A 24,580-nucleotide genomic window follows, 5' to 3' on the forward strand; every position below is an offset into this window, starting at 1 on the left:
TAATAACCTCAATTATACCAATTTCTCTAAAAATTAAGAGAGCAAATTGCCTCCAAATTGAATTTACTGAAGCTCATTAACTTTCCACGTCTGATCAACGTCAAATTTCTCAATTTCAGTGCGGTTAGGATCAAGAGTAGCACGGGTCATCGTCGGACAGCTTGGTGTTTGTAAATACAAGGTCCTGTTCTTAACATCATAACCAACCCAATACTGAGTAAAATCACACTGTTGCGGAAAATCAGGATTTCGACTGATACCCTTTGGAACGATGAATGGCTTAAAGCAATTGTATAAAGTGCTTATTCCTTCATCATCTGAAAACTCATCAATGTTTTTAGAGATAAAAGTTGCCCGAATAAACCGCGATGGTGAAGAATAATCTCCTGGAAGCCCAAACATTCCATATCCAGTACCACCTTCGATTGGATTAACCGGTAATTTTCCACCAATCTTAGTCGGCTTCTGATTATAAGCATTTAACGAAACGTAATTTCTGAGGTTAGTAGTATGAAATGAATATCGTGGACTATTGGTCATCACCCCAATACTATCGTATATTTTAAATACACCATTGTCCGTTGCTTCAAGCACAATGGAATTCCCGTTTTCATCAGAAAAGGTGTAATGAAGATGAAGCTTGCCAGCTTTTCCATGAAAAACATAAGCTTTATCAATCAATCCAGTGGTCTTAGCGAGTCTTCTGATGTCATCAAGCGTCGCACATTGAGTTAAAACATATGTCCCAAATTCCTCACCAAAAACTGGTGTTAGATTACGAGCTTTTAAATCTGTTTCACTTCCATGAGTGGTTTCCAGAAGAACCTGGAGATCTCCGGTGATTCCCTTTTCATTGATCCCATCAAACAGAAGACTCCCTTCGTCAGGTCCAATCCCCATAACTGCATACTTGCTACGCCAGTTTTTTAATTTTGACTGAATTATCTGATTTGCGGGAATATTTACGATTTTAGTTGAGACAGCCGCTTTTTCGTTATGAGAATCAAAAAGTGAAACCATAAAGTCCATCGTACGGCCCCAAAACGGATGACCATCCGTAGATTTAATAATAATTGAAGTACACATATCCAAATCCTCCTCATATTTATTTATAAAAAATTTTATTTATAAAAAATGCCCTCAAACATAATTATGTTTGAGGGCATTATCATATTTGAATTACCCGTATGAGACTTGAACTCATAGCTCCGCCTTGAGAGGGCGACGTCTTAAACCAGTTTGACCAACGGGCAATAAACTGAACAATTACATAGTTTACCCAATTTAAACCGGTCTGTCAACAAAGTAATGCAAAATTTTCTGTTGACAACTGTCCATAAAGAATTGTAGTATATTAGTTGTTCAATTATTGAGTATTCGCCAAATTGGTAAGGCAGCGGACTCTGAATCCGCAATTTACTGGTTCGAGCCCAGTATACTCAACTATAATACTAAAAGAACCATTTCAATAACTATTGAAATGGTTCTTTTAGTATTGAATTGATTCTAATTCCTGATTTCTTGAACTTTACCCAAAACCATTCTAGCAATTGGTCCAACGATCAGAAGTTGTAATGGCAGAGCCAAAATCAAGTTTCTAATCCATGTCATCCCAAACGTTGCTAGATTAAGACTAGAAAATCCGCCTTCAACTACAATTCCGAAAATTGACATGCAAGTTACCATTCCTAAAACCATCAAAATTGAAATTCCTAAAGAAATCAAAAGTGGCTTCTCTTCCATTTTTTCAGTAAAAATAAATTTGAAAAAGATTCCTTTTGCAAGTGGTCCCACAAAAAGTAAATCACAAATAGCCGCAATAACTAACGCAAATGGATAACCCATTAACACACTTTTAACAAAAGTGGAATCAACCCCACTCCCGAGTGCAATGTTATAGGCTTCCATCACGATCACCATCATACCTGCCATTAATCCAGTAAACAATAATTCTTCCTTAAAATCCTTTGGCATACTTAACCTCCTAATTTTTCAGCAATGATTAATCTACCACAAAGAATTTTTTCATGTAAGTTTTTATTACACTAAAAACTTAATTAATAAAAATAAAGACCAAACATTTTATGCTCGATCTTTATAATTAATCACTTTTTCTGATAGAAGTAATACAAAATTCCACACACAATCAAAACCGCATAAGTAATACTAAGGGGTAAGACCTTAATGACAATCACTACCGTCGCAATCGAAATTGCGATTGCAATCCAGAAAATTACCTTACCAATGTCAGCTTCAGTGAAATGATGAGGTTCATGATTTTGATTTTGTTGCTGGTAATTAGAATAATTATAATTAGTGTTTTGCTGATAAGAATCATTGTTAGCGTTAGACTCATTAGAATGTGATTCATAACTAGACTGACTTGATCCTGCATATGATCCAGAACTATAATTATTTTCTTTAATAATTTCATACGCACTGGTAATTTCTTTGAACTTGGAGGCAGCATCAGGAGAATGATTAACATCAGGATGATACTTCTTAGCCAATTTGCGATAAGCTCGGTCAACTTCTTGTTTGTCTGCTGTTGTGGGTAATCCTAATATTGCATAATAATAGTCTAAGTTTCCATATGCCATCATAATCCCCCTCTTAAATGTATTTACACTAATTCTACCAAACATTGAACAATTCGGTTAATCAGTGTTTAATAAAACGTCTTTGGGGTTAGGGTCATTACTTTGCATATTTTTGAATTGATTGAGCCAAAATTTCTGTGGCACCAGTTCCAATCCTACTATCATAATATTTTTAAAATTGATTTTTGTGTAATTTGTAGATTTTTCTTCCATTATAATAAGTATTTTTTATAATAAGTATTTTTATTCCTTAATGATTATTTTAATAAATTAACAGCAAAAAAATTCAAATACTTTTCATTAATTGGGTCTTTTCAGACAAAACATCCCTTGAATCAGTACTTTATTGTGAAAACTAAAATCTTGATTGTTCATAATTTTTTTAATTTCTTTTAAGTCAAAACCAAAACTTTTGTAAAACAAAATCAACTGTAGTCTTAAAACATCAGTAAAATTATATCTTCAATAACTAGATTCTAAATCTCGTTCAACGATCAACAAATCTATTCACCCATAGTATTAAAGGATACGAGCTGTAATGCCCGTCATGACAGCTAAATCTTTTATTTTGTGCATGAATACTGCCTCCATATAAATCATTACTAACTGTCACATAACGTCGTAGTCAAGCCGTTTAGTCATATTTTGTAAGTAGCACAGTCATATTACGACAATGTTACTGAAACATTACTAGTTTAACAAACTATTTCCTGAATGTTTCGCACTATATCATTATAGTTACGCTTGAGTTTAACTCTTTTTTTCACATAGTTTTGATGTTATTGTTTATATATTCCAAAGGAGGAAATTAAATATATGAATAATGATAAATTACACTATAAAATGTACAAAGCTGGTAAGAGATGGATGTTTGCTGCCCTTGCAACTACGATGGTTGCCGGTGGCCTTCTAACTACCAGCAGCGTTGTTAACGCTGACGCCTTAGGAAATAACGCACAAGCTACTCAAAGTGCCAAGAAAGATAACGGCACTATTAAAAATGACTCATCTAAGAGCGCAGCCAAAGTTAACACTAACGTTGATAATCAAACAAACGATGCTAATGCTACTAAAGATGCCACTACTCAAACTAATGTTGCTTCAAACAATGATGTAAACAACACCACTAATGATGCAACAAAAGCTACAACTACTAACGATCAATCAGCAACTACTGATAATAATCAAGTAGCTGAAAACAACCAAAACAATCAAAATGATGCTAACAATGATGCCGTTAAAAACGATAACCAAACATCAACTGTTACACCAAACAAGATTGAAAACAAGGTTGCAGAAGCTGTTACTCCTGCACAATCAGCTAAAACTGATGTTAACGTTAATAATTTAGACAACGCTGTTTCTGCTAAAGCAGATAACAAGCAAAACAACAACGCTGACCAAAAGACTACTAACAATGATTCAGTTAAAGCCGAAGCTACTACACAAGCACAATCAGTAAATACTGAAAAAGCTGAAAATAATGTAACCCCAGCTACTAAATCTGAAACTACTCAACAATCACCTGCTAAGCAAGCACCCGTTTCAAACAACAATGCAAAACAAGCTGATGCTAACACTACTACCCCTGCACAATCAGCTAAGACTGAAACTGTTAAGACTAACACTCAAAACAACAATGTTACCCCAGCAGCTCATTCTTACTCAAACGTTCAATTAAGTGCTGCTCGTGCAGCCGCAACTAACTTTAGAGTTCAAAATGTCAGCTTTAGAGCTCAAAATACTAATGCCGATCAAGTAGTTAACATTGGTAGACAATATGTTGGAACTCCATATGTTTGGGGTGGCAGTACACCAGCTGGATTTGATTGCTCTGGATTCGTTCAATACGTATTTGGCAAGGCTGGATACAGTCTTCCAAGAACTACTTACAGTCAATACCCTGCTACACAACACATTTCACGTAGCCAGGCTCAAAAAGGTGATTTAGTATTCTTCTCTAACGGTGGAGATCTTTACCACGTTGGAATTTACTTAGGTAACGGTTTAATGCTTGATGCTCAAAACCGTGGTGTTATTTACAACGATTCACTAAGCTACTTCCCTGGTACCGTATTATTCGGACGTGTTAACGGATTTAACGGTGGAAGCGCAAGTACTTACACACCAAGCCAAAACACTAACAACAATTCATATACTCCAAGAGTTAACTACGTTCAACAAAACGTAAGCACTCCAGCTGCAAGACCTGCTAATAACAGAGCATACACTTACAACTTGAGAGCTAATGTCCCTACTACTCAATTGAACAATGTTAAGAAATCAGCTAGTGTTACACCAACTCCAACTGCTTCAAATGGCAAACAACAAACTACTAGTGTTGTATCACAAAATAACACTAAGACGGTTAACTTGAATGTTCAACCAACAAAGGCATCATCAAATACTAGTGCCAACACTAACGAGACTGTTAAAACTTCAAAGACGACTCCTAACGTTCAACAAAATGTTCAACAAACTCCAGCAGCACCTAAAGAACAAGTAAGTAACTTGTCAAATGACACTACTGCTAAGAAGAACACAGTTGATTTGAACGCTTCAAAGAAGTCAACTGACCAAAAGGCAGCTCTTAACAAGAAGACTTCCGCTAAGGTTGTTTCAAACAAAGAAGTTTCTGACAAGAATGCTTCAAATAAAGAAACTGCTGCTAAGGTAAACAATGATGATAAGACAACTTCACACATTGCTACTAAGGATAACGGTCAAGCTTCTGCAGTTAAAAACAATGACCAAAAGAATGGTCACATCTTGCCACAAACTGGTCAAGCAAGTACACTACTTATGAGTGCCATTGGTTCTATCATGGTTGCTCTTGCCGCAGTACTTGGTTTCAGACGTAAAGATACTGACAAATAATATCTAAACTAATAAATGGTCTTCCGATTAATCGGAAGACCATTTTTATTTATAAAATTAGATTGCTATTGAAACAGCATTAGTGCTATTCTTTTTATATTGGAGGTATGACAATATGGACGCACACTCAAAAGAAAAAGAACTTAAAAAATTAATCAAGGATCAAGAAAAGTTCCAAAAAGAAAACTCAGATAAATTCAATGCTGATTTACTAGCTAACTACAACGAACGAATGGACGTTGTGAAAGAGTTGATTGAAAATGAAAATCAGACCAATAACTTACGTGATACTAAGGTTGCTAAGCCGACTCGAGATGATAAACGTGGAATGGACAAAAACCGTCACGTTGATGATCAAATGAATGATCTTGAAAGAGCACAACAACGCTTAATTAAGAAGCTACGTACTCTTGAAGGAAAATGGGAATAACTAGATTTAATAGTTTATAAAAGCATGTTTTTAAATAAAAATAGTGTTTAATCTATTCAAATAGATTAAACACTATTTTTATTAATACGGATAATTATTAAACAAATTTACTTCATTCTTTGATATTGCAAAGCTTAATTCTTTGATCCCTTTTTTATCCACAATTGAATTTTCATCAAATCCATCTCTTAGCCAATCAGAGTTCCAAATATTTTTTTGAAAACCTTCAGCCTTTTTACACAAAGGATCATTAAAATTATCTTTCTTTTCTGCTTGTATACTAAGCCTCTGTAGCCATATATCAACAAATCCTGTATTAGGAATATCATCTAGTTTTTTGATAATATCTTTCACTATTTTATTTGTTTTATTTTCTTTACTGAAATTTGATGTTTTATCTGAATTTGATTCTATCTCAAGAATCCGACTTATAGCAGCAGCTTCTTGTGGCATTGATTTGGGCGATATCAGCATTATATTAACCAAAATACTAATCAATTGATTATAATCATCTATTTTTAATTCATTAGATAATCGTTGAATAAATTCATTTAAAGATACTGTCACACTTCCTGAGTTAGGAAATTTCGTTGCTAATTCGTATATTTGCCATAAATGTTTTTGTAAAGTCATTTGATAAACTAATTGTTTATTAAACTTTTTAACTTGAATAAGTGGTCTTTGTTGTGTCCAATATAATTTATCCTTTTTTATAGAAGTTCCGATAATGTCAGATGAAAAACTAGTTTTTTTAGAGTTAAGATGAAAATTTAATTCAGATAAAACATCAGCTAGCATTTTAATTATCTTTTCTCCATCTTCCCTTGAATTAACAAAAATCCTATAATCATCTCGATATCTTATTATTTTATAATCTACCAAATCCTGACCGAATCTATCTTTTATACAAGAAGATAATTCACTATCCGCATACCCTAAGACAATTTCAGCTATAAAATTAAATAATTCACCACCTTGAGGTATACCATTGGTCTGTCCATACTGCATATGTCTTATTGCTTCATCTATTCTGTTTCCTACGCCACTATTTCTATTGTTTTTAGCATTTTCTTTACCCTGTAACGCCCACGGAATACTATGTGTATAAATAGAATCATAACAAGTAACAATATCAGTTTTTATACAATATTTATACTTTAGGGCATATTCTATAGAACTCTGTTCTATATTTTTCCACCAATTAGTTATGGTCTCAGCTTTGTCAGTTTTATTGGTTTTAGATTCTATGGGAATACTAATACAACTAATCTTTTTATTATCTTCAAATTCTTTAAATTTATTAATTATTTCTTCCCAATTACTTATTATAATATTAACTAAGTCCACATAGGCAACTGGATGTACAATCTGTAGTTTTCTCCATGCATACATCCCATCCTTATTCATCAATAATGAATAATTAACATGAGATTCATGTGAAAGAGAATCTCTTTCTTTTGAAATGTTACCAATATCATTGTTGTGATTCCTAAGTAACTTGTCAGCATTTTCTAATACCTCATTAAATTTAAAATAAGATGGCAGTTGAATTGGAACATAACTTGTTTCCTTAAGAAAGTATCTTCTTGCTTCATCTTTATCCATTTCTAATAAACTTTTAGGAACTTTGCTTTGATTATCTATCAATTCATTCTCCTATTAACAAAAAGAACGAATTCGGACAACCGAATTCGTTCTTTTTATCTATCTAGTTATCGTTTTCTTTTTTTAATTCTGCATCCAGTTTCTTGGTTAATTCTTCGTAACCAGGTTTACCTAATAGTGCGTACATATTATTCTTGTATGCTTCAACGCCTGGTTGATTGAATGGATTAATGCCATTTAGGTAACCAGAAATAGCAACCGCAACTTCAAAGAAGTAAATCAAGTAACCGAGTGAATATTCTGATTGATCAGGAATATGAACGGTCATAACTGGAACCCCACCATCGGTATGAGCTAAAACAACCCCTTCATAGGCTTTGGTATTAACTTCGTTAACCGTGTCATCTTGAAGGTATTTAAGACCATCAAGGTTTGACTCTTCCTTGGGAATCGCAATATCGTCATCAGGCTTATCTAATTTAACAACCGTTTCAATCAGATCACGGAGTCCCTCTTGAATGTATTGACCTAATGAATGAAGATCAGTTGTAAAGTTAGCTGATGATGGATAAATTCCCTTTTGGTCTTTTCCTTCTGACTCACCCATTAACTGCTTCCACCATTCTGAGAACATTCTCATGTTTGGTTCGTAGTTTTCGAGTAATTCAGTGGTATAACCCTTTCTGTAAAGGATATTTCTCAACGCAGCGTAACGATAGGCATCGTTTTTATTAACATCTGGATTGGTGTATTCCTTAGAAGAATCAAGTGCACCCTTCATTAATTGACTAATGTCAGCACCGGTAGCAGCAATTGGTAATAAACCAACTGGGGTAAGAACTGAGTAACGTCCACCAACACCATCTGGAATTACAAAGGTTTCGTAGCCGTTAGCGTCGGCCTCTTGTTTCAAAGCACCCCGATGAGCATCAGTAGTAGCATAGATTCGTTTGTTAGCTTCATCTTCACCATACTTTTTAACTAACTTTTCCTTGAAAATTCGGAAAGCAATTGCTGGTTCAGTGGTTGTTCCAGACTTAGAAATGATGTTAATTGAAAAGTCATCGTCACCGATGTAGTTCAATAAATCATGAATGTATGGAGCACTGAGTGAATTACCCGCAAAGACAACCTTGACACCACGACGTTTGTCATCAGGTTCAGAGTTGTAAAAAGTACCATTCAGAAAATCAACGGCCATCTTAGCACCTAAGTATGAACCACCAATTCCAATTACAACTAAAACCTTTGAATCAGACTTGATTTTGTCAGCCGCTTTTTGAATTCTTGCGAACTCATCTTTGTCATAATTTTCTGGAAGATCTAACCAATCCCGGAAATCATTTCCAGCACCAGTGCCATCCCTTAACTCTTTATCCGCTGCAGTTACCATCGCTTGAATCTCAGGCAACTCATCCGGATGTACAAACTTGCTTAACTTAGAATCATCAAATTTCAAATAAGCCATTACACTATCCCCACTTTCTATAATATCGCTTACATTATACAACAAAAATTAATTACATAATGCTGTTTTTGCTCTGTTAATTTTATTATATTAGTTCTTATTTAATCCGCACATTGATCCCTTTAAACGATCCCTCACGTTCATAATCATGGTCAATCGGAAAATCATTTGGGTTAGAGTAAGTTTTTCCAAAATTAACGTTAACACCGTTTGCGGCAAATGCATCCGAGATTTCAGACCGAAACTTTTTCGAATTCATTTTATTGGTATCTGTGGTAAAGAAGACGGACGCATCCTTACTAGCAACTTGACTTACCGCACTAACGAGATCTTGTAAGTCACGCTTAATCTCAAACCGATTCTTTTTATCTCTAACAAAGACAGGCACGTTAACGGTGATTAAGTCAAACTTCAAATCATGCTTTTGCGCATAGTCTAAATACCCAAAGACACTCATTTTTCTGACCTCTTGGGCACCGATCACGTATCCATTAGCATCAATTTCATTAATCAATTGAGATTTAGCACGATTACTATCATCAACATTAACGGTCTTAACGCTACCACCACCAATCATGGCACTAGCAACTCCGGTTCCCTCATAAAATAGATTTAGACCAACTTTATCTTGTGATTGATCAAAAACGTCCTGTCTTACATCGCGATAAATGATGTCTAATCCTGTCGTTTTGGCGTTCTGTAAACTAATTGGATACGTTACTTCACCCTCCAAGACATTGGCCGAGCCTACTGGATCGGGACTAGCATTTTCAACTGACTTGACTTCAGAACCATGTTCAAACTGCTGATACTCGTATAAATTCTGGTAACTCCCCAATTGATTAACAATGATTGGAATCAACTGATTTCGCAATTGGTAAATTCCAGCATTTTCCCAAGTAATCACGTCTTGACCATCGTAGCTGTCAATCGTAATTCCGGCCAAACCGTCTCCCTGTCCGTTAAACAGGCGATGAATATCAATGCCTTCATTTTGAAGTAAGATCCTTTTACTGAAGGCCTGACTAAATAAATGAACAAAGAAACGATCGTCGATAGATTGATTTTCCTTGCGATCCAAAATCCAACCGATTCCCCCAGCTTGTTTGCCAAAGTACGCACTGGCAACGAAATGATCACCCTTAGTTAAAGCCACGACCTCGCCGTTGCTAAAATCCGCTTCGTTAACTAAATCTTTTTCACTAATTTGTGGATAACCGCCCTCAAACTTTTTGACGGCTTTACCGGTTATTTCAACTTTTTTCATATTATTTTATTCTCCTCTAAAAATCGCTTCCTATCTCATTGTACATGTAATCACGATTAATTAGTAGGATTGCAAAGTAGGTCATATGTTAAAATAATAAGCAAAGGAGATTCGATTATGTATAAATATTTAGTATTTTTTGACTTAGATAGGACCTTGTTTGATGAAAATTCAAAGGTGAACGATGAAGTTGCAAACGCAATGGATGAAATCAGAAAACACGGTGGCCTTCCGGTAATCTCAACCGGAAGGAATCTTTTTGAAATCAGAGATACGTTAGAGAAAACCAAGATTGATTCCGTGGTAGCCGCAAACGGTGATTTTGGAATGTTAAGAAACCAAGAAGTCTTTTCTAATACAATCAACCCCAAAATCATTGATCGTTTGTATAGCTTTGTTAAAAAACACGATAATACATTAGTTTTACTGAACCAAAAACGTGGTGCCATTACCAATCACGATGAATTGGCAGTTAAAGCCTTTGAACACGTCCATGCTCCACTTCCAACCATTGTCACAAAAAAGTATTGGCACGAAAATCCTATTAACATGATGGTGGTTACCAACACTGATCTGGATACTGACTACGTAGAAAACTTTGGAGATGTCCTAACCTTTTACCGTAACTCGCCCTATTCAATTGATGTGGTCGTTCATAACGTTTCTAAGGCTACTGGAATCAAGCAATTAATAAACACTGCTGGACTAACTGGAATCCCAACATACGCGTTTGGAGACGGTAATAACGACATCCCAATGTTAGACTACGTTGATCATCCGGTCGTAATGGGTAATGGACTTCCAAACGTTAAACCACATGGTGAATTCATTACCACTAAAAATACCGACCACGGAATTGTCAACGGACTGAAGCATTTTAACCTGATCTAAATTACTGTAAATTAGGCAGATATCATGGTATAGTAGTAATGTGTCTGTCGGGGGCGTTATGGATTCGACGGGTATAGTTTGAGCCTGAATTGCATTCCGTACGACGATGCGTCAAATCGCTCAGTTTAATTATAACTGCAAAAAATAATAACAATTCTTACGCCGTAGCTGCCTAATAAGCGCTTGACGTAGATCTAGCTGATTTTTCCTATGGATCAGTCCTAGGTCCTACCTTTAATAGGATACGCTTACTGCTCCCATCTGAAGTAGTATGAAGAGATTAATCAGATTAGCTGTTGCATGCTAGCATTGACTAATTGCGGATTGTACAGTGAATTTCAAATGATTAGCCTACGAATGTAGACGTTCAGGAGGCAATATGCTCGGACGCGGGTTCAAATCCCGCCGCCTCCATAATTAAAAGCGAACCAGTCATTAAATTGATTGGTTCGCTTTTTTGTGTTTTATAAGCTTAACGTGGAATTGTCACATCTTTTTCTAAATTTGAAGAATGTGGACCGGTTGCTTTTGAAACAACGTTTTCTGATATGTGAGCAGTTCCGTCCCCATTATCTTTAACGGTCCCCTCTAATCCAATATCACTAGTAGCGTTTTGAGTTATAAACCAATATCCCGTCTGATCTCCAGATAGTTTACCACCATAATTCCAATAACTAATTTTATTAGTAGTCGTATTTTGGAAATAAGGTGTTTCTTTCTCTAATATTTGTTTAGCAATTGGCTCTGTCAAAGTGCTTGTTTGCTTAACATCATTTTCAGCCTGATTATTGTTACTATTTGCTGGAGTTGCTCCTGTTTCTGCTTGAGAAGAATTAGGAGTTATTTGTGCTGAATTATGTTGATTGGAAGTTCGATTTGAAATTATTGATGAAGGATTCCGTCTAAACTCATTTTGTATTCTATTTATTAAAGCACCAGCATAATGGTTAAACAGAAAGAACCCAATCAATACAATCACAACCCCTGAAACTAATTTCATCAGAAAATTACGTCTTCGTTTTGATTTAACCTCTAAGTAATCTTCCCGCCAACTTGGATCATTTCTGCGTTCCTTATAAAACTGATACGTATGACTGGTACGTGTCCCACTGATGAAATATTTTTTAGCCATTTGAATTAATTCCTCACTGATTATCTAAAATATTTAATAAAACAAGTATATCAGGATTAATTAATACTTAATACAAAAATTGAACTAGTCATTCTTCTTATGAAACAATAATTAAGTTTAAATTCAGATACAAATGCCAGATGTAAACATTGAATCTAATAAAACTTAATAATGCAACAATCTTCCATCATCACACCAACCACCATACATCTCATTGGCTCTCGTCTTCTTTACTAGCTTATGCAACCGATGTTTATATGATTGGGGTTTACTAAATTTCAACCGGGACTGAACACCATCAACGCGAACTCGTTGGTACAAATCGGGAAACTGGTTAAAGTTATCCCATACTTTCGGATCACGTTTTAAAGCACGTTTAACGGGCTGAATAATCTTAAACGATTTAGGAGACAAATCTGGTAACACTCGTTTACCTTCTTCAGTCATTAAACCTAGTTTAATTAGTCTTCGAGCCCGCTCCTTGTTGAGCTCGGTCCAGTTACTGTTTTCCTTTCGAGGAGTCAATCGTTGTGCTAGTCCCGTTTCATCCGAACTTTTATGCAAACCATCGACCCAGCCAAAACACAGTGCCTCTTCGACGATATCCAAATAAAACATCTTTTCTTCACTGGTTTTGCTCATGCTGACTGGAACCCACAGACAATTTTCTCTCTTGCAATTTTCAGCAAACCAGTCCCGAAGTTCCCTTCTTGATGTGATTGGTAAAAATGGCTCGTCTTTTCTTAGCACTTGAAATGCACTCCCTTCAACATTTGCCTACATAGTAATCAGCAAAGTTGGAGAAGTCAAAAAAAGCCGTCAGGCTCATTAAAACCTAACGGGACTTTGAACTGTTTTCTTAGTAAATGAAACTGGACGCGAAACACCCACTAAATGCCACCACGGGGCGTGAATTGGCTCAATCACCACTCCACGATTTTGTGCATCAATCATTTGGTGTTTGTTTAAAGCAATCCCAACGTGGTAAATGTCACTTTTACTTGAACCAAAGAAGACTAAGTCACCTTTTTTGATTTTACTCTTTCTAACATGCTTATAAGCATCGTATTGAGCCTGTGCTGTTCTTACAATATTACGATTAGCACCATTTTTCATGACATACTGAGTAAAGCCAGAGCAATCAAAACTGTTGGGTCCGACTGCACCGTACGAATATGATTTACCAAGCTCACTAGTCGCAACCCGCTTAACGTTTGAAAAATGGGCTTTACTTGCGGATACTTGATTTTGGTTAGTGGCGATGTTTACGACACCAAATAAACCTAACGACGCAATCGCTACTGTTACACTTCTGATTAATCCTTTGAACATCTTACCAGCTCTTTTATTAATTTATTGTGCATTATTTTACAATCATCCTACACTTTCTATGATAGGTTAGGATTAATACCAAATGATTACATCACGATTGCAAATCCATTAATTTCAGTAATTTAAGCGCTACTTTGTGAAATTAGTTTACTTTTAAGCAAAAAAAGATGGAAATCATTTGATTTCCACCTAAAATACGTTTTTAATTTATTTTTGATCTTTTTTTGGCGTTCTAATCATAACCGCAAGCAGTAGTCCGATAACCGCAATTACCAAGAAGACCCAGTAAACCATGTGGAATCCATTAACCTGAGCTGGCATTGCCGGCATGCTAAGTTTGAAGAATCCAGTTGCTCTCACTAATACAATCGTAGCAACCGCAACTCCAGTTGACCCAAGTACCTGTCTGACCGTCGTAATTAAAGCCGTTCCATAAGAAATCAAATCTTCCGGCAGTGAATCGGCCCCAAGCGTAACCGCAGGCATCATGACAAAGGCATTTCCACCCTCAATTAGCATTGCCAGAACCATCATGCCCCAAATATTGTAAATTGGGAAAAAGGCTAAAATGGCCCAGCCCAGCACAATCATCAACATTCCTGTTAACATAACTGGCTTAAATCCAATTTTATCAACAATCGTACCCGTGATTGGGTTCAAGATACTTAAGAAAACAGCTCCAGGAACTAGTGCCATCCCGGAAATGAATGGTGATACTCCCAATACCTGTTGATAGTACAACGGGAAGATAATGGTAACTACAATCAATGAAATGTATGAGAATCCGGTTAAGAGTACCGCCAAATCATAGTTAAACGTCTTTAACACGTTTAGATTCAATAGTGGATTGCTGATTCTAAACTGACGGAAAACAAACAACGCAATCAAAACGATACTAATAACCAGGATGAGTAAAAGTATTCCATAGTTATTGTTTGGTTTAGCAATTTCACTAATTACGTACAAGATCCCAATCAAACCAAATGAATAGATGATCGAAAGCCAATCTAACTTTGATTTAATTCGTGGCATAACGTCTTTCATCACAAAGAATGAAATCAGGAATACAGCAGTGATAATCACAATGAAGACATCAAACAAGCCACGCCATGTAGTAAACTTCAAAACGATTCCGGAAATGATTGGTCCACACGCCAGAGCTGAACCCATGACCAATCCAGCAACTCCCATGATCGTTCCTCGATCATCTTCCGGCGTGATATTTAGTAATACCGTTTGATACGATGGAAACAAAATTCCAACGGCAATTGCTTCTAATGCTCTTCCAATCAGCACCCACGCAAAACTATTGCTAATTAAAATGATTAACGTCCCTAGATCAAACATCAGTAAAACTCCCATAAAGAGTTTCTTAAAACTCATGTTGTTCAAAAGCCAAGGACTAATCGGCATCATGATACACATGATGATCATAAAGCCAGTTGTTAACCATTGAACGGTTGATGCTGAAATATCAAAGTACTTCATCAATGTGGGATAAGCCGTCGATAGTGATGACTGACTAATCGACATGGTGAAAGTACCGATTAACATGATGGTAATAAACCAAAATCTTTCTAATCTACTAAGTCCATTACTTTTTGCCATATAAAGCGCTCCTTTTCGATTTGTACTAATTTAATAACTATTTATAGACTATCATTTTTTCATTTGAATTGTTACAAAAGATAACAAAAAGCTCATGATTTCTCATGGGCTCATTTTAGTCTAAAATTTAATACTACCTTGGGTTCTTGGATAAGGGATAACATCGCGAATATTATCCATCCCAGTGACATACATCAGTAATCGTTCGAAGCCAATTCCAAAGCCAGAGTGCTTAGTGCCACCGTATTTACGTAATTCGAGGTACCACTCGTACTCATCCTTTGATAAATGAAATTCATCCATTTTGTCAGCCAATTCTTGCTCACGCTCTTCTCGTTGGCTTCCTCCAACTAGTTCACCAATTCTTGGAACCAGAAGGTCTGAAGCAGCAACCGTCTTACCATCGTCGTTATCACGCATATAGAAGGCCTTGATATTACGTGGATAATCAGTTACAAACACGGGTTTGCCAAACACTTTTTCGGATAGATAACGTTCGTGTTCAGCCTTTAAATCAATCCCCCACTTAACCGGATATTTAAACTCAACGTCGGCTTTTTCAAGTAAGTCAATGGCATCAGTATACGTGATCCGCGCAAACTTCTCGTTCACAGTAGTTTGAAGCAACTTAAGTAAGTTGTCGTCGACGTTATCATTTAAGAACTGGAGGTCCTCTGCAGCATTTTCAAGTAAATAATTAATAACATACTTTAACATGTCCTCAGACGTCTTAATAATGTCATCAAGATCAGCAAAGGCCATTTCTGGTTCAATCATCCAAAATTCGGCAGCGTGGCGTTTAGTATGCGAATTTTCAGCTCTAAAAGTTGGGCCAAAGGTATATACGTTTCTAAATGCCAAAGCAAATGCCTCGACTGGTAATTGTCCACTAACGGTTAAGTTCGTCTCTTGACCAAAGAAATCCTTTGAGTAATCGACTTTACCATTCTCATCCTTTGGCAGGTCATTTTGATCTAAACTAGTGATCTGAAACATCTCACCAGCACCCTCAGTGTCACTACTAGTAACAATCGGAGTGTTTACATAGACAAAGCCGTGTTTTTGCATGTATTCATGAATCGCAAAGGCTGCCATCGAACGAATCTTGAAAACAGCGTAAAAAGTATTGGTTCGAGGACGTAAATGTGCAATAGAACGAAGGTACTCGAGTGATTGCTTCTTCTTTTGCAGTGGATAGTCTAGATCAGAAACACCCTCAATCTTAACTTGCTCCGCATGAATTTCAAATGGCTGTGGGGCGTCCGGAGTGTCCACGAATTTTCCAATTACTTTCAGAGTTGAACTAATCGGCAGTTTGATGATGTCATCAAAGTTATCTAGATCACTCTTGACAATTACCTGAACATTCTTAATGTATGAACCGTCGTTGATTTCGATAAAGGCAATTTTTTTAGAATTACGAATGGTTCGAATCCATCCCTCTAAAACTACTGATTCATCACCAAAATCGTGTTTCTTAGTGTACAAATCTTTTGCTAAAACGTTTTGTTCTTTCATACTTAACAACTCCTTTTTAGACAATAAAAAAGACCTCATCTCAAAAAGGGACGAGGTCATCGCGGTACCACCCATATTGTTTATGTAACATAAACCAACTCACACAATGATAACGGATTGAGACCGTTAGCCCTACTTCGTTCAAGCTTTAAAACTCAAGGTGTTTTCCCCATTAACTCTTTATCGAACTCTCACCAACTTCGACTCGCTATAAAAGAAATTAATGGTACTCGTCCTCTTTATTGTCATATCTTATTTGATTTAAAAGTACCATAATCACAGGCTGGTTGCAACATGATTAGTAAGTTTTAATTCCTAAATAAATGGCCAATAAAATTGCCAAGATTCCGACCCCGTACTTCATGATATTGGATGGGATGAGACGTACGATGGCTGGTCCAATGTATCCGCCAATCATCAATCCAATCGTTAGCGTAATCAGAACTGGCCAGTTAATCTGAATTGTAAAAATAAAGATCAAAGCCGAGATCCAATTCATAACTAGTGACATCACATTTCGAATGGCATTATCCACGGCATATGACTCATTTAAGGCTCGCATTAAAATCGCCATGATCAAAATTCCACCACCAGCACCAAAATAACCTAAGTACATTCCAACCAACGTCAGTGCAATGGCGGTAATGGTCTTACTCCATAATCCCAAATGGGTTTTCATTAACTGCTTTTGACTCTTCGGTAGCATGATCAAAATCCCAGACAACATGATGACAACTGGTGCAATATCTGCAAAACTTTTGTTGGAACTACGAAGAAGAATCAGGGAACCGAGTGCAGACCCAATTCCAGCAAAAATAACCACTTTTAAAATGGTCTTACCTTGACCCTTTAATTCTCTTTGAGATGAAGCCACTGCGCTCATGTTACTAAACGCAAAACCAACGATGTTAGTCACACTGGAAACGATTGGTGATAGTCCGGAAGCCAACATTGCTGGATATGAAATAACGCTAGCAAGTCCCACAGCGGTTCCCATAATTCCGCTTAAAATCCCAGCAAAAATCAATAAGAAATACTTTAAAATCAAACTTCCACTTTCTCCTTGTTTTATTAATAAGTCTTAATTCCTAAACAAATCGCTAATACAATGGCACCGATCCCAACCCCATACTTCATAACATTGGATGGAATATGACGTACGACTGACGGCCCAATATATCCACCTACTAGTAACCCAACTGTGATGGCAATCAAAGCCACCCAATTGATTGGCATTGTAAACATAAATATGATGGCCGAAATCCAGTTCAAAATTAAAGAAACAAAATTTCGGATTGCATTACAAACAGCATAGGGTTGATTAACGGCTCGAAGTAAAATCGCAATCAACATGACTCCTCCGCCAGCACCAAAGTAACCTAAATACATCCCAACAAAAAGAAGTGCAATGGCGGTAATTATCTTTCCCCATACGGTCATATGCGTCTCAGATAATTGTTTTTGACTCTTTGGTAGCAACATCAAAACTCCCGAAATCATAATGATGATTGGGGCAACATTTTCAAAACTTTTATTCGAACTGTTAAGTAAAATTAAAGAACCAATAATGGTCCCAATTCCAGCACAGATGGTGACTTTAAAGATGACTTTACTTTGTCCCTTAAGTTCTTTTTGGGACGCTAAAATGGCACTTGAATCACTAAAGGCAAAGCCAACCGTGTTGGTGACGTTTGCAACGATCGGTGCAAATCCTGCCAGAAGCATCGCTGGATAAGCAACTAAACTGGCCAGTCCAACCGTACTTTCAAGCACCCCGCTAACAACTCCTGCCACTACTAAAAAAATTAAATTCCACATAATATTTTCCCTACATTCATCTTTTTTAAAAATATGCCTGATATGCTAAGAAAGCAGCCAGGATAATCGCACCGATCGCAACCGTGTATTTCATTACAGCTGATGGAATCACTCTGACAATAATGGGACCAATGTACCCACCAATAAACAGCCCAATGGCAAGCACCACTAAAGCACTCCAACTAATTGGTGTCGTAAAAATAAAGATGACAGCTGATACTGCGTTCATGGTTAAAGTCGTCACATTTCGGACCGCATTGCAAATGGCGTATGGTGCATCGATAATTCGAATCAAAATGGCAGCCATTAACACTCCGCCGCCGGCACCGAAGTAGCCAACGTAAATCCCGACAATCACAATGGCAATCGCGGCAATTGCACTCGCTGTTTTTGAAATACTTTCAGAAGCAAACGTTGACTGTCGTTTTGGAATTAACATTAAAACTCCGGACAGTAAGATGACAAAGGGAGCAACATCTTGAAAGCTCTTATTGGAACTATGTAACAGGATAATTGATCCAATAACCGCACCAATGACCGCAAATAGCATAACGTGAAGAGTGACCGAACCCTGTCCTTTGAGCTCTCGTCTTGATGACAAGACGGCACTTGTTCCGCTAAAAATAATTCCCACCGTGATCGTGACGTTTGCCATAATTGGTGGTAATCCAACAAACAAAAGCGCCGGATAAAGAATCACACTTGCCATGCCAACGACACTACTCAACGTTCCGGCAATGATGCTAGCAATTAAAAGAAAAATGCCATTAAATAACAACAAAAGAACCAACTTTCCCAATTAAGATTATTAACTACTTACTTAATGTTACCACTAATTGGCTTCTCCATTATCAAATCACGCTGAGCACTCTCGCCAAGTTGAAATACATGATCCCCTACCGGCTTAAATCCCATTTTTTGATAAAACTTCAGTCCAGCATTATTATGTTCCCACACACCAAGCCAAACCTTTCCTTTCCCTTTTTTCTGCGCCTCATTAACAGCCAAATCAATCAATTCGGTTCCTAGACCGTGACGTTTAAATTCTTTTTTCAAATAAATTCGTTCTACTTCTAAGAGATGCGGACCCATTTCTTCAGATTGAGCATCATCAACGTTTAACTTTAGATAACCAGCTAACTTTCCATCAACGTAGGCAAAATAAAATTGAGAATTAGGATCAGAAATTTCATTCTTTAATTTTTCCGGATCGTAAGCATTATCCAAGTATTGATTTAAATTTTCAGGTTTATTTTCGGTTCCAAACGTCTCGGCAAACGTTTCCCGACTAATGGCTCGTAAAGCACTAATATCATCAATCGTTACCCTTCTAATCTCACTCATCATTTTGAACCTCCATTAACAATTTAGTTAATATTTTAACTAATTTACTCTGGCTTGCAACCATTGTCATTTATAACAGATAAAGAAGGTTGCTTAAGCGCTTTCACTAGCATAAAATAGAAGTGGATAATAAGTAAATATATAGGAGGAAATCACCATGACATTCAATAACGTTGTCATTGTCGGTGGAGGCACCTTAGGCTCACAAATTGCTTTCATGTCGGCTTTTCACGGAAAAAACACTACTATTTGGGGCCGTTCAGACGGCTCACTCGATCGTGCTAAGGCGCGAGTAGCTCGTTGGGAAAAAGCAGTAAAAAAAGACATTGGAGCTACCGATGAACAGGTCAAGAACGCAGAGGAACATCTCCATTACACCACTGATTTAAAGGCCGCTCTTAAGGGTGCTGACTTAGTTATCGAGGCTCTTTCTGAGGATCCAGATGTTAAAAATGACTTTTACAAAAAGTTCAACGATTTAGCTGATCCAGATACTGTTATCGTCACTAACACTTCGACTTTACTACCATCACAGTTTGCTGATACTACTGGTCGCCCTGACAAGTATTTGGGTTACCACTTCGCTAACTCAATTTGGAAAAACAATACCGCTGAAATCATGTCACAATCTAAAACTAATAAGGATCTTCCAAAAGAGATGGAACAGTTTTCACGCGAAATCGGAATGGTTCCAATCCTAGTTAACAAGGAACAACCTGGTTACCTATTGAACTCACTGTTAGTACCATTTCTATCAGATGCTTTAGTCCTCTGGAACAATGGCGTTTCTGATCCTGAAACGATCGATAAGGCATGGATGATTGGAACTGGTGCACCACTTGGTCCATTCGCTATTATGGACATTATTGGGATGAAAACCATGTATGATATCACTAAGATGTCAACTAACCCAGAAGTTAAAAAAGCTTCCGAAAAATTCAAGGATATGATTGACCAAGGTAACATTGGTCTTGAATCCGGTAAGGGCTTTTACACTTATCCAGATCCTGATTTCAGAAAACCAGAATTTCTTAAATAGAATTAGATAAAAAAAAGTTCGCCATTTGGCGAACTTTTTATTTTATAGATTTTTAATTTTATAGATGATTCAAAGTCTCAGAACCAAGTGTTGGGAACAATGGGATCAATTCGCTCATCTTTTCTGGTGAGATGTGATACTCAACAAATGGTGCCAAAGTACTAATAACGTTATCAGCTTCAGAACTGATTTCAGTAGCACCTACTAGGTAACCTTGTTTGTCGGTGATTGAAATGGTCTTACCTTTGTTCTCCTGCATTGCAAATCTGAACCAATCAGTGGCAAGGTCTGATTCTTTAACATCATACTTATCAGGGTTGGCCTTAGCTTCGTCAACACTAACACCGATCTCAGCAATTCGTGGTGATGAGAAAACTGCACTTGGAACAGCTGGATACTTAATTGGATCAGTAGTAGCACCAGTAAATAACTTGGTAAGGTACATTGACTCAAAAATAGCGGTTGGAGTTAACTTACCAACTTGTTTATCAAGAACATCGCCAGCAGCGTAAATGCTGTCAACTGAAGTTTGAAGATGATCATCAACTTTGATTCCGTTCTTATCGTAATCAACGCCAACTTCTTTAAGACCGAATCCTTCAACGTTCGGATCACGGCCAGTTGCGTCAAGAACCCAATCAGAGTCAATGTCGTCTTTGTTAGTCTTGACTACAAAACCATCACCTGATTTTTCGATTGATTCAGGATCAACGTTTCGAATGATTTGAACTCCTTGAGATTCAAGATCTTTAAGTAATGACTCAACAAATGGTTGATAAAACTTTCTTAAAGCCTTGTCATGGTGCAATAGGATGGTTACCTTAGTTCCAGCATTTGCTGCGATTGTAGCAAATTCAATGGCAATGTATCCACCACCGATAACGGTCATGTGTTCTGGTTGTTTTTCTAAGTTCAAGAAATCAGTTCCATCGTATGCCAACTCAGCACCGGGAATATCAATCTTGTGATAATGAGCTCCAGTTGCTACAACAAGTTTATCAGCAGTGTACTTGGTACCGTCAACGTCGATGGTGTGCGCATCAACGATCTTTCCATACCCATGGATCACATCGATGCCAACACTCTTTAGACCCTGTTCGATTCCACCAGGTAATTGACTGATGACTTCTTTTTCATGCTTAACGTTATCGGCCCAATTGATCTTAGTAGTTCCATCTAAGCCGTGTCCTTGGAAGTTATCAACGTCTTTTTTCATCTTAACTGGGAAGTCTAAAGCAATCTTAGCGTTACATCCACGGTTAGGACAAGTTCCACCAATCTTGCCAACTTCAATAATGCCAGCTTTTTTACCCTTTAGGGCCAATGGAATAGCACCGTTAAAAGCACCATGTCCACTTCCTAAATACAATACATCAAATTGATAATTGTTTTCACTCATACTTAACACCTCACCTTTTAGTTTTGTACAACTAAACTTTATACAATTATTATTATAGTTCTATAATTGCACTTGTCAAGATTAGCTCTCCACAAGACATTCTAATGCCTCTTTACCAATAAGGAAAACAATTAGAATTGCTGCTGCTGAATCGATCCACCAAATATAGAAAAAATAATTAAGCAAAACTCCGATAAGCACCGTCCCGGCAAGATAAGTACACGTAACACTACACATGGCATCCTGAATTAAAGCGTTAGAACCAATTACTTTCCCAATCCAATACTTAGCATAGGCAATCATTGGCATGATAATAAGAGACAAAATAGAAATGATGATCCCCATCAGACTGCCATCAGCACCTTCATGCTGAAACAAATTATATCCAGAAGTAACTAGAATATAGACACACAGAAGGAGCAAAATGATGCTAACGATCTTCGTGGCAACCTTATCCACTCGATTAATGTCAATTTTTGAACTCCCTTTAAACTCAATTTCCAAACGAAATAGTAAAACAAATCCAGCAATAATCTCCATCAAACTATCAAGACCAAACGCAATTAATACAATTGAGTGGGCATCGATCCCGGCCTTTAAGCCAACCGAAAATTCTACTATCATCCAAGCAATCGCAACCATCTCAATTATCATTCCATATCCAACCACGTTTTTAGTTTCCATGTTTGACACCCCTTACCACGTGATCCGAATGAGCTAGTCCTTCATTTACAATGTCCATAATATGAGGATCATCCAGGCGATAATAATTTGACTTACCCTTCCGTTCGCTACTTACCAATTGATGCTTTTTAAGCATTGCCAATTGATGAGAAGTAGCTGATTGTTCAAGCCCAAGTTCCTCACTAATCTCACCAACGTTGAGTAAGTGATTTTCTAACAACACTAACATTTGAATCCGAGCCGGATTACTCAAAATTTTAAATAACTCATGAGCTTCTTCTAATTTTTTGGGATTAATCTTAGAATCCATGATTTTCTCCTTATATATGTAATTTATTTCATATGAATACATTATCATATGTATCCTAATAAAAAAAGCCACAACGGCTAATTCATTTTAATCCTTGATTCCATGACTTTTAAAAACAATTTGATTAATAGCGTGATCAATGTCACCAAAGTCAGAAAAAGCCTGGTTAATTGCATCGTTAATCGTAACTTCATCTGAAATCTTAGCTAAGGCATCTTTTACGATTGAACGTTTCAACTCAATCTTGTACATCTCAACATCAGGAGTACTTGGATATTTTTCAAAGTACTTATCCAAACGTCCTTCAACAATGTTATTTAATTCTTCGTTATTCATTTTTAATCGCCTCACGTATATTTGTACTGTCATTACCTTACTAAATGAAACTACTGATTATTTAAAATGGTATCAATTGTCCTTAGAACACCATCATCGTTATTATCAAACTCAGTAACGTGACCAGCGGCGTCCTTTGCCTCCCGAATGCCATTCTTCATAGCATAACTATTCGGGGTTAAATCCAACATTCCTAAATCATTCTCATTATCCCCAAATGTGACAACCTCTTCAGGATTGGCATCATATTTTTTCATCAAATAGCGCACGCCAGTTGCTTTGTCGATCCCCTTTACACCAATTAGGTCGGTATTAAAGCCAGAGTTCAAACTCTCAAGATTATCTGGAAGCATCTGTCGCATTTCATGAACTTTTCGCATCACGTTTGCACCTTGCTTAAACGTCACACCAACTTTTACTAATTGATCATCAGTGTTCTCACTTGTGATGTTAGCCAAATCATTCAAACGGACCGTATTACTGTAGTATTGTTTCATCAGCTGATACATTTTTTCGGGTAGCCTTTTATCTACATAAGTATGCTTAAGCCCAGATACGTTAACCCCGACAATGTCAGGGCCAAAATCATCATAAAGCATCTTTAAGGTCTGTTTAATCTGATCATCATTCAGCGATTCGGCATGGACTAAATCATTCCCACGATAAATTACTGAACCATTTTGAGAAATAAAATCCATTTGGTCCCGATAATCAATAAACAGGCTTTGTAATTTATCATTCGGTCCGCCACTAGCGACGGCAAAATTAACGTTTTGGTGTTTCATCTTTTGAAACGTTTTTAAAAACTTAATCTCATCATATCGATTAGCTTCATTTAAAAAGGTTTTGTTCATATCTGTCACAATTAATTTAATCAAAATCTCCACCCCACCTATTTAAATTAATTATATCAATTTGTTAA

General features: G+C 36.8%; 24 protein-coding genes, 2 tRNA genes, 1 other RNA gene, 1 pseudogene and 1 other annotated feature. Of the genes and pseudogenes, 6 read left to right on the forward strand and 22 right to left on the reverse strand.

All coding sequences use genetic code 11. The annotated features are described in order from the left end of the window. Positions 1–63 precede the first annotated feature (63 nt). Positions 64–1,086: a linear amide C-N hydrolase gene (locus AC6UD8_RS06150; RefSeq protein ID WP_500699800.1), complete on the reverse strand. Its 1,023-nt coding sequence runs from the start codon at positions 1,084–1,086 to the stop codon at positions 64–66. A gap of 93 nt (positions 1,087–1,179) precedes the next feature. Further along, a tRNA-Glu gene (locus AC6UD8_RS06155) sits at positions 1,180–1,253 on the reverse strand. Between the two features lie 117 nt (positions 1,254–1,370). On the opposite strand from AC6UD8_RS06155, the gene AC6UD8_RS06160 reads away from it, so the two are divergent. After that, positions 1,371–1,443: transfer RNA gene (locus AC6UD8_RS06160), tRNA-Gln, on the forward strand. A 63-nt stretch (positions 1,444–1,506) separates the two neighbouring features. Here the strand turns inward: AC6UD8_RS06160 and AC6UD8_RS06165 are convergent. The 3 genes and pseudogenes from AC6UD8_RS06165 to AC6UD8_RS06175 form a co-directional block, all read right to left on the reverse strand. Further along, a complete protein-coding gene (locus AC6UD8_RS06165; protein ID WP_500699799.1) occupies positions 1,507–1,974 on the reverse strand; it encodes a DUF2798 domain-containing protein in 468 nt (155 codons plus the stop codon). 131 nt (positions 1,975–2,105) lie between these two features. After that, positions 2,106–2,600, reverse strand: a complete 495-nt coding sequence (locus tag AC6UD8_RS06170; RefSeq protein WP_500696048.1) for a DnaJ domain-containing protein — start codon at positions 2,598–2,600, stop codon at positions 2,106–2,108. A 300-nt stretch (positions 2,601–2,900) separates the two neighbouring features. Next, a pseudogene (locus tag AC6UD8_RS06175) lies at positions 2,901–3,050 on the reverse strand (MerR family transcriptional regulator); the annotation flags it as partial. 366 nt (positions 3,051–3,416) lie between these two features. Here AC6UD8_RS06175 and AC6UD8_RS06180 point away from each other — a divergent pair. Then, entirely contained in the window at positions 3,417–5,477 is a 2,061-nt protein-coding gene (locus AC6UD8_RS06180; RefSeq protein WP_500699798.1) for an NlpC/P60 family protein, read from the forward strand. A gap of 115 nt (positions 5,478–5,592) precedes the next feature. After that, complete coding sequence (locus AC6UD8_RS06185; RefSeq protein WP_500699797.1) at positions 5,593–5,907, forward strand: hypothetical protein; 315 nt, start codon at positions 5,593–5,595, stop codon at positions 5,905–5,907. An 81-nt stretch (positions 5,908–5,988) separates the two neighbouring features. Here AC6UD8_RS06185 and AC6UD8_RS06190 read toward each other — a convergent pair whose 3' ends face one another. The 3 genes from AC6UD8_RS06190 to AC6UD8_RS06200 all read right to left on the reverse strand — a co-directional run bounded on the left by AC6UD8_RS06190 (position 5,989) and on the right by AC6UD8_RS06200 (position 10,247). Beyond that, positions 5,989–7,554 carry an RNA-directed DNA polymerase gene (locus AC6UD8_RS06190; RefSeq protein ID WP_500699796.1) on the reverse strand — a complete coding sequence of 522 codons (1,566 nt, stop codon included), beginning with the start codon at positions 7,552–7,554 and terminating at the stop codon, positions 5,989–5,991. A 61-nt stretch (positions 7,555–7,615) separates the two neighbouring features. Beyond that, the gene (locus AC6UD8_RS06195) at positions 7,616–8,980 is read right to left on the reverse strand and encodes a glucose-6-phosphate isomerase (RefSeq protein ID WP_500699795.1); all 1,365 of its coding nucleotides are present in this window, start codon (positions 8,978–8,980) and stop codon (positions 7,616–7,618) included. A 97-nt stretch (positions 8,981–9,077) separates the two neighbouring features. Next, positions 9,078–10,247, reverse strand: a complete 1,170-nt coding sequence (locus AC6UD8_RS06200) for a class I SAM-dependent methyltransferase (RefSeq protein WP_500699794.1) — start codon at positions 10,245–10,247, stop codon at positions 9,078–9,080. 117 nt (positions 10,248–10,364) lie between these two features. Between AC6UD8_RS06200 and AC6UD8_RS06205 the strand changes: the two genes are divergently transcribed. Both AC6UD8_RS06205 and ssrA read left to right on the forward strand, forming a co-directional pair. Then, positions 10,365–11,138, forward strand: coding sequence for a Cof-type HAD-IIB family hydrolase (locus tag AC6UD8_RS06205; RefSeq protein ID WP_500699793.1), 774 nt, complete (start codon positions 10,365–10,367; stop codon positions 11,136–11,138). A gap of 49 nt (positions 11,139–11,187) precedes the next feature. After that, positions 11,188–11,555, forward strand: a transfer-messenger RNA (tmRNA) gene (gene ssrA, locus AC6UD8_RS06210). A gap of 55 nt (positions 11,556–11,610) precedes the next feature. Here the strand turns inward: ssrA and AC6UD8_RS06215 are convergent. From AC6UD8_RS06215 to AC6UD8_RS06255, 9 genes are all read right to left on the reverse strand, one after another. Next, the gene (locus AC6UD8_RS06215; RefSeq protein WP_500699792.1) at positions 11,611–12,270 is read right to left on the reverse strand and encodes a hypothetical protein; all 660 of its coding nucleotides are present in this window, start codon (positions 12,268–12,270) and stop codon (positions 11,611–11,613) included. A gap of 165 nt (positions 12,271–12,435) precedes the next feature. After that, positions 12,436–13,020 (reverse strand): YdeI/OmpD-associated family protein, encoded by a 585-nt coding sequence (locus AC6UD8_RS06220; protein WP_500699791.1) that lies wholly within the window; start codon positions 13,018–13,020, stop codon positions 12,436–12,438. A 78-nt stretch (positions 13,021–13,098) separates the two neighbouring features. Next, positions 13,099–13,602 (reverse strand): C40 family peptidase, encoded by a 504-nt coding sequence (locus tag AC6UD8_RS06225; RefSeq protein WP_500699790.1) that lies wholly within the window; start codon positions 13,600–13,602, stop codon positions 13,099–13,101. Between the two features lie 207 nt (positions 13,603–13,809). After that, positions 13,810–15,210 carry a DHA2 family efflux MFS transporter permease subunit gene (locus AC6UD8_RS06230; protein WP_500699789.1) on the reverse strand — a complete coding sequence of 467 codons (1,401 nt, stop codon included), beginning with the start codon at positions 15,208–15,210 and terminating at the stop codon, positions 13,810–13,812. 120 nt (positions 15,211–15,330) lie between these two features. Next, the gene (asnS, locus tag AC6UD8_RS06235) at positions 15,331–16,728 is read right to left on the reverse strand and encodes an asparagine--tRNA ligase (RefSeq protein WP_500699788.1); all 1,398 of its coding nucleotides are present in this window, start codon (positions 16,726–16,728) and stop codon (positions 15,331–15,333) included. Between the two features lie 43 nt (positions 16,729–16,771). Further along, positions 16,772–16,980, reverse strand: a binding site (T-box leader). Positions 16,981–17,026: 46 nt separating this feature from the next. Next, positions 17,027–17,776 carry a sulfite exporter TauE/SafE family protein gene (locus AC6UD8_RS06240; RefSeq protein WP_500699787.1) on the reverse strand — a complete coding sequence of 250 codons (750 nt, stop codon included), beginning with the start codon at positions 17,774–17,776 and terminating at the stop codon, positions 17,027–17,029. Between the two features lie 23 nt (positions 17,777–17,799). After that, positions 17,800–18,546 carry a sulfite exporter TauE/SafE family protein gene (locus tag AC6UD8_RS06245; RefSeq protein ID WP_500696847.1) on the reverse strand — a complete coding sequence of 249 codons (747 nt, stop codon included), beginning with the start codon at positions 18,544–18,546 and terminating at the stop codon, positions 17,800–17,802. Positions 18,547–18,571: 25 nt separating this feature from the next. After that, positions 18,572–19,327: a sulfite exporter TauE/SafE family protein gene (locus tag AC6UD8_RS06250; protein ID WP_500699786.1), complete on the reverse strand. Its 756-nt coding sequence runs from the start codon at positions 19,325–19,327 to the stop codon at positions 18,572–18,574. A gap of 35 nt (positions 19,328–19,362) precedes the next feature. Next, positions 19,363–19,890, reverse strand: coding sequence for a GNAT family N-acetyltransferase (locus AC6UD8_RS06255; protein WP_500699845.1), 528 nt, complete (start codon positions 19,888–19,890; stop codon positions 19,363–19,365). A gap of 157 nt (positions 19,891–20,047) precedes the next feature. Here AC6UD8_RS06255 and AC6UD8_RS06260 point away from each other — a divergent pair, with 157 nt between their 5' ends. Further along, the gene (locus AC6UD8_RS06260; RefSeq protein ID WP_500696034.1) at positions 20,048–20,929 is read left to right on the forward strand and encodes a 3-hydroxyacyl-CoA dehydrogenase; all 882 of its coding nucleotides are present in this window, start codon (positions 20,048–20,050) and stop codon (positions 20,927–20,929) included. Between the two features lie 58 nt (positions 20,930–20,987). Here AC6UD8_RS06260 and AC6UD8_RS06265 read toward each other — a convergent pair whose 3' ends face one another. The 5 genes from AC6UD8_RS06265 to AC6UD8_RS06285 all read right to left on the reverse strand — a co-directional run bounded on the left by AC6UD8_RS06265 (position 20,988) and on the right by AC6UD8_RS06285 (position 24,536). Continuing rightward, on the reverse strand, positions 20,988–22,328 hold the full coding sequence (locus AC6UD8_RS06265; RefSeq protein ID WP_500699785.1) for a dihydrolipoyl dehydrogenase family protein: 1,341 nt from the start codon (positions 22,326–22,328) through the stop codon (positions 20,988–20,990). An 81-nt stretch (positions 22,329–22,409) separates the two neighbouring features. Further along, positions 22,410–23,012, reverse strand: coding sequence for a cation efflux transmembrane domain-containing protein (locus AC6UD8_RS06270; protein WP_500699784.1), 603 nt, complete (start codon positions 23,010–23,012; stop codon positions 22,410–22,412). Continuing rightward, positions 23,002–23,322, reverse strand: coding sequence for an ArsR/SmtB family transcription factor (locus tag AC6UD8_RS06275; protein WP_500699783.1), 321 nt, complete (start codon positions 23,320–23,322; stop codon positions 23,002–23,004). The genes AC6UD8_RS06270 and AC6UD8_RS06275 overlap by 11 nt, the downstream gene beginning before the upstream one ends. Before the next feature lie 87 nt (positions 23,323–23,409). Beyond that, entirely contained in the window at positions 23,410–23,658 is a 249-nt protein-coding gene (locus AC6UD8_RS06280) for a hypothetical protein (protein WP_500694319.1), read from the reverse strand. Positions 23,659–23,708: 50 nt separating this feature from the next. Further along, the gene (locus AC6UD8_RS06285) at positions 23,709–24,536 is read right to left on the reverse strand and encodes an HAD-IIB family hydrolase (protein ID WP_500699782.1); all 828 of its coding nucleotides are present in this window, start codon (positions 24,534–24,536) and stop codon (positions 23,709–23,711) included. Between the last annotated feature and the right edge of the window lie 44 nt (positions 24,537–24,580).

It is taken from the genome of Fructilactobacillus sp. X1R3C1 (assembly GCF_059901545.1).

Bases quoted from the DNA above. Each gene is read 5' to 3' on its own strand.
- AC6UD8_RS06265 (WP_500699785.1), bottom strand. From the start codon at position 22,328: ATGAGTGAAAACAATTATCAATTTGATGTATTGTATTTAGGAAGTGGA.
- AC6UD8_RS06215 (WP_500699792.1), bottom strand. From the start codon at position 12,270: ATGGCTAAAAAATATTTCATCAGTGGGACACGTACCAGTCATACGTAT.
- AC6UD8_RS06245 (WP_500696847.1), bottom strand. From the start codon at position 18,546: ATGTGGAATTTAATTTTTTTAGTAGTGGCAGGAGTTGTTAGCGGGGTG.
- asnS (WP_500699788.1), bottom strand. From the start codon at position 16,728: ATGAAAGAACAAAACGTTTTAGCAAAAGATTTGTACACTAAGAAACAC.
- AC6UD8_RS06275 (WP_500699783.1), bottom strand. From the start codon at position 23,322: ATGGATTCTAAGATTAATCCCAAAAAATTAGAAGAAGCTCATGAGTTA.
- AC6UD8_RS06150 (WP_500699800.1), bottom strand. From the start codon at position 1,086: ATGTGTACTTCAATTATTATTAAATCTACGGATGGTCATCCGTTTTGG.
- AC6UD8_RS06230 (WP_500699789.1), bottom strand. From the start codon at position 15,210: ATGGCAAAAAGTAATGGACTTAGTAGATTAGAAAGATTTTGGTTTATT.
- AC6UD8_RS06225 (WP_500699790.1), bottom strand. From the start codon at position 13,602: ATGTTCAAAGGATTAATCAGAAGTGTAACAGTAGCGATTGCGTCGTTA.
- AC6UD8_RS06260 (WP_500696034.1), top strand. From the start codon at position 20,048: ATGACATTCAATAACGTTGTCATTGTCGGTGGAGGCACCTTAGGCTCA.
- AC6UD8_RS06195 (WP_500699795.1), bottom strand. From the start codon at position 8,980: ATGGCTTATTTGAAATTTGATGATTCTAAGTTAAGCAAGTTTGTACAT.
- AC6UD8_RS06255 (WP_500699845.1), bottom strand. From the start codon at position 19,890: ATGAGTGAGATTAGAAGGGTAACGATTGATGATATTAGTGCTTTACGA.
- AC6UD8_RS06185 (WP_500699797.1), top strand. From the start codon at position 5,593: ATGGACGCACACTCAAAAGAAAAAGAACTTAAAAAATTAATCAAGGAT.
- AC6UD8_RS06170 (WP_500696048.1), bottom strand. From the start codon at position 2,600: ATGGCATATGGAAACTTAGACTATTATTATGCAATATTAGGATTACCC.
- AC6UD8_RS06280 (WP_500694319.1), bottom strand. From the start codon at position 23,658: ATGAATAACGAAGAATTAAATAACATTGTTGAAGGACGTTTGGATAAG.
- AC6UD8_RS06270 (WP_500699784.1), bottom strand. From the start codon at position 23,012: ATGGAAACTAAAAACGTGGTTGGATATGGAATGATAATTGAGATGGTT.
- AC6UD8_RS06165 (WP_500699799.1), bottom strand. From the start codon at position 1,974: ATGCCAAAGGATTTTAAGGAAGAATTATTGTTTACTGGATTAATGGCA.
- AC6UD8_RS06180 (WP_500699798.1), top strand. From the start codon at position 3,417: ATGAATAATGATAAATTACACTATAAAATGTACAAAGCTGGTAAGAGA.
- AC6UD8_RS06205 (WP_500699793.1), top strand. From the start codon at position 10,365: ATGTATAAATATTTAGTATTTTTTGACTTAGATAGGACCTTGTTTGAT.
- AC6UD8_RS06200 (WP_500699794.1), bottom strand. From the start codon at position 10,247: ATGAAAAAAGTTGAAATAACCGGTAAAGCCGTCAAAAAGTTTGAGGGC.